The 14,414-nt window shown below is 70.4% G+C and carries 15 protein-coding genes and 1 pseudogene; 4 read left to right on the forward strand and 12 right to left on the reverse strand.

Going from position 1 to position 14,414, the window contains the following annotated elements; translation table 11 throughout:
• Positions 1-50 precede the first annotated feature (50 nt).
• Positions 51-614, forward strand: coding sequence for a hypothetical protein (locus ABZ840_RS21870; protein ID WP_361561749.1), 564 nt, complete (start codon positions 51-53; stop codon positions 612-614).
• A 183-nt stretch (positions 615-797) separates the two neighbouring features.
• Here ABZ840_RS21870 and ABZ840_RS21875 read toward each other — a convergent pair whose 3' ends face one another.
• Complete coding sequence (locus ABZ840_RS21875; protein ID WP_361561750.1) at positions 798-1,121, reverse strand: immunity 53 family protein; 324 nt, start codon at positions 1,119-1,121, stop codon at positions 798-800.
• 61 nt (positions 1,122-1,182) lie between these two features.
• Positions 1,183-2,139, reverse strand: a complete 957-nt coding sequence (locus ABZ840_RS21880) for an alpha/beta hydrolase (protein WP_361561751.1) — start codon at positions 2,137-2,139, stop codon at positions 1,183-1,185.
• 383 nt (positions 2,140-2,522) lie between these two features.
• On the opposite strand from ABZ840_RS21880, the gene ABZ840_RS21885 reads away from it, so the two are divergent.
• Positions 2,523-2,870 (forward strand): hypothetical protein, encoded by a 348-nt coding sequence (locus tag ABZ840_RS21885; RefSeq protein WP_361561979.1) that lies wholly within the window; start codon positions 2,523-2,525, stop codon positions 2,868-2,870.
• Positions 2,871-2,971: 101 nt separating this feature from the next.
• Here the strand turns inward: ABZ840_RS21885 and ABZ840_RS21890 are convergent.
• From ABZ840_RS21890 to ABZ840_RS21910, 5 genes and pseudogenes are all read right to left on the reverse strand, one after another.
• A pseudogene (locus ABZ840_RS21890) lies at positions 2,972-3,145 on the reverse strand (site-specific integrase); the annotation flags it as partial.
• A 419-nt stretch (positions 3,146-3,564) separates the two neighbouring features.
• A complete protein-coding gene (locus ABZ840_RS21895; protein ID WP_361561752.1) occupies positions 3,565-3,765 on the reverse strand; it encodes a hypothetical protein in 201 nt (66 codons plus the stop codon).
• Positions 3,766-4,309: 544 nt separating this feature from the next.
• The gene (locus ABZ840_RS21900; RefSeq protein ID WP_361561753.1) at positions 4,310-5,257 is read right to left on the reverse strand and encodes an alpha/beta hydrolase; all 948 of its coding nucleotides are present in this window, start codon (positions 5,255-5,257) and stop codon (positions 4,310-4,312) included.
• A gap of 177 nt (positions 5,258-5,434) precedes the next feature.
• The gene (locus tag ABZ840_RS21905) at positions 5,435-6,079 is read right to left on the reverse strand and encodes a PadR family transcriptional regulator (RefSeq protein WP_361561754.1); all 645 of its coding nucleotides are present in this window, start codon (positions 6,077-6,079) and stop codon (positions 5,435-5,437) included.
• Between the two features lie 43 nt (positions 6,080-6,122).
• Complete coding sequence (locus ABZ840_RS21910) at positions 6,123-7,736, reverse strand: FadD3 family acyl-CoA ligase (protein ID WP_361561971.1); 1,614 nt, start codon at positions 7,734-7,736, stop codon at positions 6,123-6,125.
• A 207-nt stretch (positions 7,737-7,943) separates the two neighbouring features.
• Between ABZ840_RS21910 and ABZ840_RS21915 the strand changes: the two genes are divergently transcribed.
• On the forward strand, positions 7,944-8,570 hold the full coding sequence (locus ABZ840_RS21915; protein WP_361561755.1) for a PadR family transcriptional regulator: 627 nt from the start codon (positions 7,944-7,946) through the stop codon (positions 8,568-8,570).
• Positions 8,571-8,588: 18 nt separating this feature from the next.
• Here the strand turns inward: ABZ840_RS21915 and ABZ840_RS21920 are convergent, their stop codons facing one another.
• Entirely contained in the window at positions 8,589-9,329 is a 741-nt protein-coding gene (locus ABZ840_RS21920; protein WP_361561756.1) for a MerR family transcriptional regulator, read from the reverse strand.
• A gap of 240 nt (positions 9,330-9,569) precedes the next feature.
• Here ABZ840_RS21920 and ABZ840_RS21925 point away from each other — a divergent pair, with 240 nt between their 5' ends.
• A complete protein-coding gene (locus ABZ840_RS21925) occupies positions 9,570-10,238 on the forward strand; it encodes a GPP34 family phosphoprotein (protein WP_361561757.1) in 669 nt (222 codons plus the stop codon).
• Here ABZ840_RS21925 and ABZ840_RS21930 read toward each other — a convergent pair.
• The 4 genes from ABZ840_RS21930 to ABZ840_RS21945 are packed head-to-tail and all read right to left on the reverse strand — an operon-like array spanning position 10,235 to position 14,377.
• Positions 10,235-11,305 carry an acyl-CoA dehydrogenase family protein gene (locus ABZ840_RS21930; protein WP_361561972.1) on the reverse strand — a complete coding sequence of 357 codons (1,071 nt, stop codon included), beginning with the start codon at positions 11,303-11,305 and terminating at the stop codon, positions 10,235-10,237. The two genes, ABZ840_RS21925 and ABZ840_RS21930, sit on opposite strands and share 4 nt — an antisense overlap.
• Positions 11,302-12,348: an acyl-CoA dehydrogenase family protein gene (locus ABZ840_RS21935; protein WP_361561758.1), complete on the reverse strand. Its 1,047-nt coding sequence runs from the start codon at positions 12,346-12,348 to the stop codon at positions 11,302-11,304. The genes ABZ840_RS21930 and ABZ840_RS21935 overlap by 4 nt, the downstream gene beginning before the upstream one ends.
• Positions 12,348-13,526 (reverse strand): acyl-CoA dehydrogenase family protein, encoded by a 1,179-nt coding sequence (locus ABZ840_RS21940; RefSeq protein WP_361561759.1) that lies wholly within the window; start codon positions 13,524-13,526, stop codon positions 12,348-12,350. Before ABZ840_RS21940 ends, ABZ840_RS21935 begins: the two co-directional genes overlap by 1 nt.
• Positions 13,526-14,377: an enoyl-CoA hydratase gene (locus ABZ840_RS21945; RefSeq protein ID WP_361561760.1), complete on the reverse strand. Its 852-nt coding sequence runs from the start codon at positions 14,375-14,377 to the stop codon at positions 13,526-13,528. The genes ABZ840_RS21940 and ABZ840_RS21945 overlap by 1 nt, the downstream gene beginning before the upstream one ends.
• Between the last annotated feature and the right edge of the window lie 37 nt (positions 14,378-14,414).

Consider the following 14,414-nt stretch of genomic DNA (forward strand, 5'->3'; position numbering starts at 1 on the left):
GCGAGGCATCATCAGGCAATTCTCCCGAGGAGACTTGGAAGAGTCCACCGGTGTCACCGCCGCTCCGTGGCCATGAGCTCTTCGCGGGGCTGGACGGCGCGACAATCGCCGACTTCTGGCGCTTCGCGCTGCCCGACTTCAAAATGAACAACGCACGCGGCTACTTGGCCGAGTTCCTCGTCCATCGCGCCATGGGATCCTCGCAATCCCGCGTGGAGTGGCACAGCCACGACGTGGAAACCGAAGACGGGCTGCGCATCGAGGTAAAGACGAGCGCCTACCTCCAGGCATGGGAGCAACGCCGGCTCTCGGCCATCAAATTCACCGGCCTCCGCAGCAAGCGCTGGAACCCCCGCACCGGCTACGCCGACGAGGAGACGTACAACGCACACGTATACGTCTTCGCCGTACAGACGGCGCGCACGCACGAGGAATACGACCCGCTGGACATCACCCAGTGGGAGTTCTCTGTCCTCGGCCGCCCGGTGATGGAGCGCCTGGCCCAGAAAAGCATGAGCTATTCGACGGTACGCCGCCATGCCGGGAGCAGCGTTCCGTACAGCGGGCTGGCGGAACGCATATGGGCAGCCGATCCTCGTGAGGAAACTGCTTGACGGCCTCGCGTGACACGGCGGTGATGACTGGTACTCAGGGCTGTACCTGCCCGTGCTGGCGGAACAGGAACACTTGCACCCACGCCGACATCATGGTCGCCGGGCTCAAACACGCCCGATTTCTCAGCGATAGGGCTTCCGATGGAGGGGCCGGCCGCGTTCGCAGCGCGACGGCCTCGCCCATCACCTCACATTCTGGGCGTCCGCCGTAGCCCAGACCCGGAACAAGGTGAGGGACTCGGTCAGGTTGCCGGGTCCGCATGCGATGTGAAACGCCCCCTCGGCCGTCCAGGCAGTCACCCAGTCCTGCTCACCTCGAGCGACCCGCTGTTCGGGATACTTCCGGTTCGCCAGGGCTGTCTTTTCGAGATCGATCTTGACAGTCCAACCGGGGTTGTCGAGCGTCTCGATCGTTACGCCCCATCCGTGTTCCCAGTCGCCATCGCACTGAGAGGCGTACCAGCTCTGCAACCAGTCAAGGACGTGCTCGTACTCCGACGCGGACATGGCTGCAGATGCTGAGCGAGCCGCATCTGAGCCGATCTGGCGAACCTCCCCGGTCACGGCATCACGTGTGCGCAGCGATCCAGGACAGCACCTTCTCCTTGACGCCGGGAGCGTCGAGGATTGCGCCGCCGTGGGCGGATCCGGGGATGGTCTCGACGGTCACGCCATTCGACGGCATGTCGTGGTCGACCTCCTCGGCGCGTTCGAGGTCGGTGGAGTGGGCGACGGGAACGAAGTCGTCGGTGGAGTGGAGGAGGTACATGGGGGCGTCGTTGGAGCCAGAGGCGCGGTTCTTGACGACGGTGTCCTTCCATGTGTCCCAGCAACTCGGATGCATGGATGTGGCGACGTCCGAGGGGTCCGGGTAGCAGCGCGTCAGGACGGCGGCGTTGTCGCGTACCTTGCGTTCATTGGCGGTGCTGGTGTCGTGGTTGCCGTCGTTCCAGGCGCGGTACGGGGAGGCAGCGGGGGAGAGACCCACGACGCCCTTCACCCGGTCGGCACCGGAGCCGTAGGTCGCCAACGACGTGCCGATCTGTCCGCCGGCGGACGACCCCAGGATGACGATTCGCTTCGGATCGAGGCCGAAGCGGGTTGCGTTGGACTTGATCCAGGCGAGGGCGGAAAGGGCGTCGTCGCGCTGGGCGGGCCAAGGAGCGTCGAAGTTGAGGCGGTAGTCCACGGAGAAGGCGGCGTACCCGGCGTCGGCGAACGTTCGGGACCAGGTCGCCCAGCCCGAGTCCTCGTACCAGTAGCCCCCGTGCAGAATCACGACGCCCGGCTGCGGTTCACCGCTCGGGTTCCAGTAGGCGTCCAGCCGCTGGCGGACGTGGGAACCGTATGAGTACGTGGCCTCTTCGCGAGTGGCTGCCGCCGGCCGAGCGGCGGTCGACGCAGCCAAGACCGTGCTGCTGTCGCGAGCCGATGCCTGACTGCGGCCGGTGTCGACCGTGAGGAACGCCGCGACGAGCACGGCACAGAACGCTGGTAACGCCAAGTTCCGGATTTTCCGGCGCATAGAAAACTGCCCTCCACCTGTTGAGCAGGCACCCGTAGGACCTGGGCGCACGCCCGTGGAAGCGAGCAGCGCGAACAGAGTGTGGGGGGAGCTCGAACGCCTGCTTGGTTCGAGCGAGCGGAACTATAGCCAGGAGGAGAAGTGCCATGTCAATGACGACAGGCGGAATGTGGTTTTTCTACCTACTTCTCAAGAGAGCTGCTGACTTGTTGCCATTGAGGCGTACATCGTCGTGTTTGGCATCTCAACTTACGCCCTTTGCTCGGCAGTTGATGCTTCGTTTGTCGTACGTTTACCGCCGCTGTCACGGAGTTGGCTTACAAGACGATGCTCCTCTCCGATGGCAGCATTGTGCATATCAAGTTCAAGTGAGGATGAGGGTAGTGGACTCGGATGCCTGTCAGGGGCTGGTCAGCCTGATCAGATGGGAATCTCCGCTGGACGAGCTGATCAACGCCGCCAACCGATGCGATCGACACGAGGGTCCTTCCGTTCGCCTGGATCGTGAAGCGGCAAGGCAGGTACTTCAGCGGTGCCTCTCCGGAGAAGTAGACATCTTGGATTTGCCGCGGTGGGCAGGCGTGGTTCACATGCTGGAGCGCATTGATATCGATGAAGAGGATGTCGAGCCGCTGACTCAATTCCTCTTCGAGTTGTCTGGCCCAGAATTGTTCGATCCGATCACCGTTGACGTGTGCCGGCGATGGATCAGTCGAATAGAACAGGCATAGCACTCTGCTCGCGCGAAATCCTGGAGGCCCTGACGGAGGAGATTCCATCGGGGCCTCCAGGCCTTTGACGGTAACGGTGACGGAAACGTGAGCGGCCAACTGCTAAGGGCTGAGGGGGCGGTGTCGATGGCTTGGCGCCGGAGGCGGAGCCGGACGCTGGGAGTCACGCCTCTGTGGGCGTGCCCGAGAAGCCCCTCCTTGATCACGGCGAGGTCGACGCCTCGCCCCAGGAGCGGGGTGGTCGTCGAGTGGTGCAGGTCGTGGAAGCGGATGCGGGCGGAGCCTACTCCGGCCTGAACCTGGTGGTGAGAGCCCAGGGCGACGTCGCCACGTACTGGTACGCCAAGGAAACCACTGAGAATTTCAGTGTGGGAGTCCCGTGGGGTGTAGTGCGAGTCGAGGGGGAAGGGTCTCCGCACGGTATCTCCGAGATCGACCCAATCGTGAGCCCCGCAGAGAGCAATCCTGGGTGTGTCGTTCTAGCGGTTGTGCACGATGACATCGGGTCGGTAAATGTCTCGGTCGACCTCGAAAACGGAGAGAGTGAGGGAGTAAGTGTCTTTGACGGAATGATTGAGGCGCCCAACGGCCTTGTTGGGATCGCGGACCTTGTGGGCGACTCATTCTGTGAACGCTTTACGCTACCGGCAGGTCGCTGTCGAGTCAGGGTGTGGGACGGCGATCCGGAGGAAGCTCAGCGGCTGACCATCAGGCTGTTCGGCGAATCAGTCGTGTGACCGCCGGCCCGTGGATCGATCCCTTGCGGCAGGAAGGGCATCGCCCCAATTTGCAGGCCAACGAGATCCTCGCTGCGCTGGGTGGTGGACTGGTCGTTGAGCCGGTCAATGTATCCGGCCTCAAATTCACCAACGACGAACCTATCAATCGACCCCATCGCGGCTGGGACGGGGCAACGGAGGTGGGTTGTCGAGATCGAAGAAGTCCTGAGCGGAGAATACTTCCCGATCGGTGAATGGGTCAGCTATTCGAGCGTTTTCGTGGAGGCCCGTGGGAGGGTGGTCGCTGCCGGTCTCGGGTGGATCTGGGAGATGGGCTCCACTTTCGAGGAGGTTCTAGAGCTGGCCGTCTGCGCGGATCGACCCTTGCTCTTTCTCCACTCAGATCCGGGGCTCGAACCGTGGCCTCAGTGATTTCCCGGTAGTGCAGAGTGGCCCTCTCGGGCAGGAGTGCGAAGGGGCTGCGAGGGAAGGGCCGCGCGAGCCATCGTCCTGGCGAACCTTGTCTGGTGTGAGGCGCCATTGTCTTGTGGCTGTGCGCACCTTGGCGAGCGCCACCGATGTGGCAGGCGAGGCAACTGACCCCGGAACTCAGACCTCCGTGGGCGGCGCCACCTGCCGGAACAACACCCACCACGACGCCCCTCCTTGCGCCACGGAGATCTGTCAGAAACCCTCTGCGCCGGTTTACGAGGGCGCCTCTCAGCCCTTCAGTGCGGCGCGCAGTGCTGAGTGCGCCGCGTTGTTTGCCTTCGTGGCGGCTGTGAGGTGGCCTGGCATGCCGAAGAAGCCGTGGAAGACGCCGTTGTAGCGGTGGATGTCCACGGGGACGCCGGCTTCCCGTAGGCGCAGTGCGTAGGTTTCGCCCTCGTCGCGCAGGGGGTCGTATTCGGCGGTGAGGATGTGGGCCGGGGGGAGGGCGGTGAGGTCGGGGGCGGCGAGGGGGGAGGCGTAGGGGTGGGCGGCGTCGGCCGGGTCGCCCAGGTACTGCTGCCAGTACCAGCGGAGGTGGTCGGCGGTGACGAAGTAGCCGTGGGCGTTGTCGCGGTAGGACGGGGTGTTCTGCGCGGGGTCGAGCATCGGGTAGATGAGGAGCTGGAAGACGGGCATCGGGCCGCCGCGGTCGCGGGCCATCAGTGGGAGCACCGCGGCGAGGTTGCCGCCGGCGCTGTCGCCGGCCACGGCGATGCGGGTGGGGTCGCCGCCCAGTTCCGCGGCGTGCGCGGCGGTCCAGCACAGCACCGCGTACGCGTCCTCGGCCGCTGCCGGGAAGCGGTCTTCGGGTGCTCGCCGGTAGTCCACGGAGATGATGAGTGCGCCCGTTGCGTTGGCCATTTCCCGGCACATCCGGTCGTGCGAGTCCAGGTCGCAGATCACGAAGCCGCCGCCGTGGCAGAACACCACCACGGGGAGGGGGGTGTCGTCCGCCGGCCGTGGCCAGTAGAGGCGTACCGGGACGTCGGGGGCGCCGGCCGGGCCGGGCAGCCGCCGGTCCTCGACGCGCGCGACCGGCACGGGCTCGGTCGGCGGGGCCGGCTGGGCGGCGAGGATGCGGCGCGCCTCGGCAGCGTCGAGCACCTCGGTGCCCAGGCGCGGGAAACGCGCCTCGGTCAGGTCGATGATTGCCTTGGCCACGGGATCCAACGGCACGTGCGCTCTCACCTCGTCGTGGTCGAGCCGGAAGCGGTGTCCGGGAGTGACGCCCGGACGCGCTATTTCGATTAGAAATAGTGCTGATCGGAATGTCAATGCTTCCGGAGGCGCGCCGTGCCGTGCCGCCCCGCGTCGTTCCATGCTGAGACGTGACCAACGCCCCGTCCGTGGGCGTCAGTCCGTCTTCTTGCCGCGCTTGCGCGGGCCCGATCCGGACGCGGGTTCCTCGGCCGCGCGTACCGTTGCCGCCACCTCGTCGAGGTCGCGCAGCGCCGACTCGGCGAACTCCCGCTCCGCTTCGTAGTACTTCTCCGACCACCGCAGGACCAGCTCGGTGTACGCCCAGGACGGCTCCTTGGCCGAGCCCTCGGCCGTGGCGCGGGCCCGGTGTGTCATCTTCTCGGCGTACGCGCGGTGCTGTTCGAGGATGTCCCGCAGCTGCTCGGGCTCCGTCATGTGGCCGAGCCACAGCCGCAGCATCACCCCGTGCTTGAGCACCGGCGGCTCGACCGGCGCCTCGCTCACCCACCGGGCGGCGGCCTCCTTGCCGCTCGCGGTGATGCTGTACATGCGCTTGCCGCGCACGCCGTCGTCCTGGGACACCGTCCGCGAGGTGACGTAACCGTGCTTCTCCAGGCGCTTGAGCTCGCCGTAGACCTGGCTGGCCGACGGGCTCCAGTAGAAGAAGTGCAGGCTCGCGTCGGCCCACTTCTTCAGGTCGTAGCCGGACAGCTCCTCCCCGAAGGAGAGCAGCCCCAGTACCGCCCAGCTGGTGGGCGGCAGGCCGGCAGGGTCGAAGGGTGCGGTGGACTCGGTCACGGGCGCGAGTATAGGACCGATGCCGCAGGTGAGCGGCGGTGCGTCAGCCGGAACCGGGCTCGTCCCGCAGCTCTTCCCGGGCCGCCCGGCGCAGTTCGGTCTTCAGGACCTTGCCGCTCGCGTTGCGCGGGAGTTCCGGTACGAGGTGGAAGCGGCGGGGGACCTTGAAGTTGGCGAGGCGCTCGCGGGCCCAGGCCGTCAGCGCCTCCGGGGCGGGCGGTTGCCGCACGGGATCGGGCACGACGAAGGCGACGCCGACCTCGCCCAGCCGCTCGTCCGGCGCCCCGACGACGGCCACCTCGGCGATGCCGGGATGGGTGCCGAGGACGTTCTCCACCTCCGCCGGGTAGGCGTTGAAGCCCCCGACGACGTACATGTCCTTGAGGCGGTCGGTGAGGGTCAGGTAGCCGTGCGCGTCCAGCACGCCGACGTCGCCGGTGTGCAGCCAGCCGTCGGCGTCGACGGTGCGCGCGGTGGCCTCCGGGTCGTCGAGGTAGCCGGCCATGACGTGGTAGCCGCGGGTGACCACCTCGCCGGCCCGGCCGGGCGGCAGCACCTGCCCGTCCGGGGCGACGACGCGCAGCTCCGTGCCGGGCAGTGCGACGCCGACGGTGCGGGCCACCGTCGCGGCGTCGGCGTCCGCGGGGCAGATCGCGGCCACCCCGGTCGACTCGCTGAGCCCGTACGCGGTGAAGACGTCCGTGGCGCCGAGGTCCCGGCGGATCTCCTCGATCAGCGTGGTGGGGATCATGGCGGCGCCGGTACCGGCCAGCCGAAGCGCCGACAGGTCGTACCGGTCGCGCTCGGGGTGCCGTACGAGGCTGTGGAAGACGGTCGGCGGGCCGAGCAGCACGCTCACCCGCTCCGCCGCCATCCGGCGCAGGACGCGGCCGGTGTCGAAGACCGGCTCGGGGAGCATCGTCACGCCCCGCAGGAGGCAACCGAGCACCCCCGCCTTGTAACCCATCGTGTGGAAGAACGGGTTGACCAGCAGATAGCGGTCGCCGGGGCGCAGTGTCACGGTACGGGACCAGGTCTCGTAGACCCGGACGGTCTGCCCGTGCGTGATCATCACGCCCTTGGGCCGGCCCGTCGTGCCGGAGGTGTAGAGGATGTCGGAGAGGTCGTCCGGGCGTACGGCGGCGGTGCGCGCGGCCCGTTCGGCGTCCGGTACCGCCGCGCCCGCGGTGAGGTAGGCGTCCCAGGGCAACGCGCCGTACTCCGGGCCGGTGGGTGCGGCGCCTTCGCGCAGTACGACGGTGTGCCGCAGTGCGCCGAGGTCCGCGCCCGAGCCGTGCAGCATCGCCACGTAGTCCGTACCGAGGAAGTCCCGCTCGGTGAGGAGGAGTTGGGCACCGCTTCGGCGGATGATGTCGGCGGCCTCGGCCGCCTTGTAGCGGGTGTTCACCGGTACCAGCACGGCCCCCGCCGCGACCGCGCCGAGCGCCGCCACGATCCACTGCCTGCTGTTCGGCGCCCAGACGGCCACCCGGTCACCGGGCGCCACACCGTGGGCCATGGCGGCCCGCGCGGCCGCGTGCACCTCGTCCCGCAGCCGCGTGAAGCTCCACCGCACCTCGCCGTCCGCCAGTGCCTCGGCCGCGCCGAACGCGTCCGCCGCACGGTCCACCAGCTGCGCGACCGTGCCGGGCCGCACCGGATCCGGCTGCCGTCCTCGGGGGCTGCCCGTCTTTCGGAGGCTGTCCGCCTCGACCTCGACCACGCTCACGCCCTCCCGCTCCGCCGCGTTCCGCGGCGTCCGCCGCTGTCGTGCGGGCCATCACACACGTCGCCCGCCGGCTGTGGCTACGGCGAAGTCCCGTCCAGTGGGAGAAGCGGGACGGCCGCTCCCTACACTGCCGGAGTGGCGGAAGAGCGAAACACTGCCGGGGCGGCGGACGAGCGGGACAACGGCGCGGCGCGGCGGCTCCCGGCGACGAGCTGGGCGGTGCTCGGACTGCTCTCCTTCGGTGAGGAGCTGTCCGGCTACGACCTGAAGAACTGGTCGGACTGGTCGCTGGGGTTCTTCTACTGGAGCCCGTCGTACAGCCAGATCTACGGCGAGCTCAAGCGGCTGGAGAAGGCCGGTTACGCGGCCTCGCGGATCGTGGTGCCGGAGAACGGCGGGCGAGGCAAACGCGTGTACCGGATCACCGAGGAGGGCAGCGCGGCGGTCAGCGCCTGGGCGCGGGAGGCACCGGTCGAACCGCCCGTACTGAAGCACGGCGTCATGCTGCGCCTCTGGCTCGGGCACCTGACGGGCCCGGACCGGCTGCGCGAGGTGCTCGGCCGGCACGAGGAGTACGCGGAGACCATGCGGCGGCGGGCCGCGGCGGACGCCGAGGGCGCCGGCACGGAGGACGCCTGGGCGTACACCGCGCTCACCCTGAAATGGGCCGAGCGGTACTACGCCGCCGAGTGCGACCGGACCGCCGAGATGCTCGCCGACCTGGCGGAGCTGCGGGACCGGGAGGAGGGCGGCAGGCCCTGAGACATCTCCCGCGGACGGCTACCCCTGCTCGGTCTCAGGAGGCTGCGCGAGCAGGGCGTTGAGGCGCTGCAGCACGTCGAGTTGTGCGGGGCTGTACAGGTCTCTGAGGGCCTTTCCGACCGTTTTCTTGGCGAAGGCCTCGCCCCGAGGGGCGTCGGCGTGCGGCGTCTTCAGGTGCGGGTGCTCCGCGAACAGTTCTCGGACGCCGGGCAGCATCCGCTCGGCGAGGTCCTGGCGGGTCCGCTCGTCGGCATCGGCGGGCAGCGCGTCGAACTCCCCGTTCACCTCGTCGTCGGCATGGGTCCGCATCAGCTCGGCGTAGGTCCGCCGCGGAGCGGGCCCGGCGACGCGCGACAGCACGGTGTACAGGGAGCGGTCGGCCTCGGACAGCCGCGCCCGGCCGGCCGGCGCGAATTCGGGCGGCAGGTCGGCCGGCAGCGAGCGGTGCAGGATCAGACCGAGTTCGGCACGGGCCCGCTGGAGACGTTCGATGGTGGCCGCGAGCTCGGCGTCGAGCGTGCGCAGCGCCTCCTCCGGGTGGTCCTCGACCTCTCCCATGGCGGCGATCTGGGGCAGCGAGAACCCGAGGTCGGTCAGGCGCTTGATGCGCAGCAGCTTGACCAGGTGCGCGACGCGGTACTGCTTGTAGCCGTTGGTGCGCCGCTCGGGCTCGGCCAGCAGCCCGACCTCGTGGTAGTGCCGGACCGCCCGCAGGCTGACGCCGGCGAGCTCGGCGATCTCTCGGGTGCTCCAGGCCATGTGACCAGTGCACACCATGCCGTAGCGGCATGGTCGAACCCTGCCGCCGTACGGCGGGTGATCCGTGTCACGGACGGCTTGACTGTGCCGCGACGGCACAGTGTGCGGTGGGAGCGGTCGTCCTCCCGGAAGCTGCCGGCCCTGTACCTGGCCCGACATGTGCCCGGGTCGGTCGTCACGCCGCACCCGCTGCCCCCGCCCGCCCTGTTCCGACCCGCCCTGTTCCGAGGAGAAGACGCCATGCCGAACGAGCCCCTCATCGTCGAGGACCTGCTCCTGCTGATGATGGACGACACGTCGGGAGCGATCGCGGGGGAAGGCACGCTGTACTACACCCTGGGCGGGGCCGTGCTCGTCGAGCTCGGTCTCGGCGGGTACGTCAGGGTCGACGCCCGCGATGTGGGGCTGACCGGTCTGAAGGTGCGTGCGGTGACCGGTGCCTCGCCGCAGGACCCGCTGCTCCGGAGCGCCCATGAGCAGGTCGCCGAGCGCGTACGGGGCGTCCAGACGCTCCTTGCCGAGATCGGCCCGGCACTGCGCGGGACCGTGCTCGACCGGCTCGTCGAGCGGGGCACGCTGCACCGGGAGCGCAAGAAGACGCTGGGTGTCTTCCCCTCGACGTCGCTGTCGGTCGCGGACACCGGGCGCAAGAAGGCCCTGCTCCAGCAGGTCCGTGCCGTCCTGGTGGACCACGCGGAGCCCGATGCCCGTACCGCGGCGCTGGTGGGGCTGCTCTCCGCGAGCGGCACCCTGCCGAGCCTGCACCGCACCGTGCCGTGGTCGGGCAAGGTCTACCGGCGTGCGAAGGAGCTGGAGCAGGGCAGCTGGGGTGCCGAAGCGGTGAACGCGGCCGTACTGCGCACCATGGCGGCGGTCTCCGCGGGAACCGCCGCCGCTGTCACCGATTAACCCCACAGCTCCAGTTCGGCGGCGAGCCGGGCGCGGTGCTCGGCCGGCGGGCCGAAGAGCTGTCCGGTGGCGTGCGCGCGCTTGAAGTACCGGTGTGCTTCGTGCTCCCAGGTGATGCCGATGCCGCCGTGCAGCTGGATCATCTCGGCCGCCACCGCCGAGAACGCCTCCGAGCAGACCGATTTCGCGACGGCCGCGGCCCGGCCCGCCTCCGGGCCCCCCGCGTCCGCCGCGAACGCCGCCCCCAGCGCGGCCGACCGTGCCGACTCCACCAGCACGTACGCGTCCGCCAGCCGGTGCTTGACCGCCTGGAAGGAACCGATGGAGCGGCCGAACTGCACGCGGTCCTTGGCGTGTGCGACGGTCAGTTCCAGGCAGCGCTCGGCCGCGCCGACCTGCTCGGCGGCCAGCGCGGTACAGGCCGCGTCCCGCACCTGCCGCAGGACCCGTTCGCCGTCGCCCGCCGCACCGAGCAGCCGCCCCCGCGCACCTTCGAGGACCACGCGCGCCAGCGCCCGCGACTGGTCCATCGGCACCGCTGCCTCGCGCAGCACGCCCGCGCCGTCCGCCGCCACCTCGAAGAGCGACACCCCGGCTTCGGTACGTGCCGCCACGAGCAGCACCTCGGCCGCGGCGCCGTCCAGCACGTACTCCTTGGATCCGGTGAGAACCCACGCCCCGTCCGACTGCCGCTCGGCCTGTGTCCGAACCGCCGCCGGGTCCCAGGACCCCCGCTCGGCCCACGCCAGGGCCCCGACGGCCCGCCCCTCGGCCAGCCGCGGCAGCAGTTCCTTGCAGGCCGCCCGGTCGCCCGAGGCCAGCAGGGCCTGAACGGTGAGTACAGCCGACCCGAGGTACGGCACGGGGGACAGCGCCCGGCCCAGCTCGGCCATGACGACGTGGACCTCGCGCGCCCCGCACCCTGCCCCGCCGTACTCCTCGGGAACGGCGAGCCCCGCGACGCCGATCTGCGCCGTCAGCGGGCGCCAGGCCGCCGCGCCCTCGTGGCGCGCGAGCAGCGCCCGTACCGCGGACCGCAGCTCCTCCTGTTCCTCCGTCGGTGTCAGTTCCCGCATGCCCCGGCCCCTTCCGGCGCGTGCTCCGCTCCGGCGGCCGCGGCGGCGAGGACCCGGGCGCGGCAGGCGGCGGGGGTGCCCCAGGCCGAGCGCAGGGCCCTGGCCTTGCGGATCCAGAGGGAGAGGTCGAGTTCCTCGGTGTAGCCCACCGCGCCGTGCAGCTGGAGGGCGGTGCGGGCGGCGGCGTACGCGGCTTCGCAGGCGGCGACCTTCGCCGCGGGCACGTCCGCATGGTCGCCTGCGGCCATGCCCAGCGCAGCCCCGTACAGCAGCGGCTCGGCGAACTCCATGCCGATGAGGGTGTCGGCCAGCCGGTGCTTCACCGCCTGGAACGATCCGACGGCGACCCCGAACTGGGTCCGCTGCCGGACGTATGCGACGGTGCGGGCCAGCAGCGCGCGGGCCAGGCCCAGCGCCTGCGCCGCCGTGGCGAGCGCGGCGACGTCGGCGGCGTACGCGGCCGCCGCGGTCACCTCGGGCCCGTGCGCCAGTACGGAGCCGCCGACCGGCTCGGCCAGCCGGCGCGCCGGATCGGCGGACGGCTGGACGGGCCCCGTGGTCCCGGCCCGCCGTACGGCCTCCCCGGACACGGCGAGCACCAGGTCGGCGGCGTCGGCGTCCAGCGCGTACGGGCCGCCGCCGATGCCGCCGGCGGGGGAGAGCAGGCAGAACGAGGCGACGGTCGCGCCCGAGGCGATGCCGGGCAGCAGCTCCGCTGCCGTCGGCTCGTCGCCCAGCCGGTCCAGGAAGGCCGCAGCGGCCACCGTCTCCACGACCGGACCGGGCACCGCATGACGGCCCAACTCTGCGAAAGATACAGCTAGTTCGACCGGCAGGGGGCCCATGCCGCCGTGTTTCTCCGGTACGGCGAGGGCGAAGACGCCGGCGTCGGCGAGCCGGGACCACAGCGCGCGGCCGGGTCCGGTGTCCCCGGCCGACCAGGCCCGGACCACCGCGGGCGTGCCGGCCGCCGTGAGCAGGGCGTCCAGGGAACGGGCGAAGTCCCGCTGCGCTTCGTCGAGGAGGAACCGCATCACCGGCGTCCTTTCGGCAGACCGAGCAGCCGCTCGGCGATGATGTCGCGCTGGATCTCGTTGGTGCCGGCGTAGACCGGCCCGGCGAGCGCGAAGGTGTACCCCTCGGCCCAGCCGCCGTGCCCCGGCGCGTCACCGGCGGTGTCCGCCAGTTCGCCGTACGGGCCGAGCAGGTCGAGCGCCGTCTCGTGCAGCGCGATGTCGTACTCGGACCAGAAGACCTTGTTCAGGCTGGACTCGGACCCCAGGTCTCCTCCGGCCGCGATGCGGGACGCGTTGCGGTAGGTGAAGAGCTGGTAGGCGCGGGCGCCGATCACCGCGTCGGCCACCCGGTCGCGGAGCGCGGTGTCGGCCGGGTCGGCCCGCTCGCGCCACAGCGCCACCAGCCGGTCGGCCGCCGCGCTGAAGCGGCCCGGACTGCGCAGCGTCAGCCCGCGCTCGTTGCCCGCGGTGCTCATCGCCACCCGCCAGCCCTGCCCCGGCTCCCCGATCACGTCCGCGTCCGGCACGAACACCTCGTCGAGGAAGAGTTCGGCGAAGGCGGGCTTGCCGTCGAGCCGCCCGATGGGGCGCACGGTCACCCCGGGCGCGTTCAGCGGGAACATCAGGTACGTCAGTCCCCGGTGCGGCTTGCCCTCGGCGGCGCCGGACGGGTCGCTGCGGAAGAGGCCGAAGGCCCGGTCGGCGAAGGCGGCCCGGGACGACCAGGTCTTCTGGCCGCTGAGCAGCCACCCCCCGTCGGTCCGTACCGCCGTCGAGCGCAGCGACGCCAGGTCCGAGCCCGCCTCCGGCTCGGACCACGCCTGGGCCCAGACGGTCCCGCCGCTCGCCATGGCCGGCAGGATGCGGGCGAGCTGTTCCGGGGTGCCGTGCTCGAAGAGGGTGGGGGCCAGCAGGTTGATGCCGTTCTGGGTGACCCGGCCGGGCGCCCCGGCGGCGTAGTACTCCTCCTCGAAGAGCAGCCAGCGCAGCAGGGACGCGCCCCGGCCGCCGTACTCCTCGGGCCAGGAGACCACCGACCAGCGCCCGTCGGACAGTTCGCGCTCCCATTCCCGGTGGGCGGCGAAGCCCTCCGCGGTCTCCAGGGAGGGCAGCGGGGTGCGCGGCACGTGTGCGGCGAGCCAGGCGCGGGCCTCCGCCCGGAACGCCTCGTCCGCGGGGGAGAGGTCCAGGTCCATCAGGAGGACGCCTCCTTCATGCCCCGGACGTCCATGCCGCCGAGGGAGTCCCGCGCGGTCTCGGCGTTGTGCGCGTGGGCGAGGTGGTGCAGGCCGAAGACGGAGTCGAGGCCGGTGTGCAGGCCCTGGAGGTCCTCCGCCTGGTTGACCGCGCGCTTGGTGAGGGCGAGCCCCATGCGCGGCATCTCGGCGATCCGGAGAGCCAACTGCTGTGTGGTGTCGGCCAGGTCCTCGCGCGGCACGACCCGGTTGATCATGCCGATCTGGTACGCGCGCTGTGCCGTCATCCGGTCGCCGGTGTAGAGGAATTCCTTGGCGATGCGGGGTGGCATGGCCCAGGGGTGGGCGAAGTACTCCACGCCCGGTATGCCCATGCGGACCACGGGGTCGGCGAAGAACGCGTCCTCGGAGGCCACGATCAGGTCGCAGATCCAGGCGAGCATCAGGCCGCCCGCCACGCAGGCGCCCTGCACGCTCGCGATCACCGGCTTGGGCAGTTCGCGCCAGCGGCGGCACATCCCGAGGTAGACCTCGGACTCGCGGGCGAAGCGGCTCTCCGCGCCCTCCTTGTCGCTGTGGTCCCACCACAGGCCGGCCCTGCGGTCGAAGGGCAGGTGCGCGTCGCGTTCGGGGGTGCCGATGTCGTGGCCGGCGGAGAAGTGCTTGCCGTCGCCCGCGAGGACCACGGCCTTGACCTCGTCGTCGTCGGCCGCGCGGTAGAAGGCGCGGTCCAGGGCGTAGGTCATCGCGGAGTTCTGGGCGTTGCGGTAGGCGGGGCGGTTCATGGTGACCGTCGCCACCGGTCCCTGCCGCTCGTAGCGTACGGGCTCGTCGTCGGGCACAGCGGGCATCTGCGACTCCTTCCCTAACAAGTGTTTGGTAGGTTAA

This window comes from Streptomyces sp. NPDC047117 (assembly GCF_040643545.1).
Taxonomy (GTDB): domain Bacteria; phylum Actinomycetota; class Actinomycetes; order Streptomycetales; family Streptomycetaceae; genus Streptomyces.

What these genes read in the sequence shown, in the direction of transcription:
- ABZ840_RS21875 (WP_361561750.1), bottom strand. Translation starts at nt 1,121, where the DNA reads ATGTCCGCGTCGGAGTACGAGCACGTCCTTGACTGGTTGCAGAGCTGG.
- ABZ840_RS21880 (WP_361561751.1), bottom strand. Translation starts at nt 2,139, where the DNA reads ATGCGCCGGAAAATCCGGAACTTGGCGTTACCAGCGTTCTGTGCCGTG.
- ABZ840_RS21895 (WP_361561752.1), bottom strand. Translation starts at nt 3,765, where the DNA reads ATGGGGTCGATTGATAGGTTCGTCGTTGGTGAATTTGAGGCCGGATAC.
- ABZ840_RS21920 (WP_361561756.1), bottom strand. Translation starts at nt 9,329, where the DNA reads ATGGCCTGGAGCACCCGAGAGATCGCCGAGCTCGCCGGCGTCAGCCTG.
- ABZ840_RS21925 (WP_361561757.1), top strand. Translation starts at nt 9,570, where the DNA reads ATGCCGAACGAGCCCCTCATCGTCGAGGACCTGCTCCTGCTGATGATG.
- ABZ840_RS21935 (WP_361561758.1), bottom strand. Translation starts at nt 12,348, where the DNA reads ATGCGGTTCCTCCTCGACGAAGCGCAGCGGGACTTCGCCCGTTCCCTG.
- ABZ840_RS21940 (WP_361561759.1), bottom strand. Translation starts at nt 13,526, where the DNA reads ATGGACCTGGACCTCTCCCCCGCGGACGAGGCGTTCCGGGCGGAGGCC.
- ABZ840_RS21945 (WP_361561760.1), bottom strand. Translation starts at nt 14,377, where the DNA reads ATGCCCGCTGTGCCCGACGACGAGCCCGTACGCTACGAGCGGCAGGGA.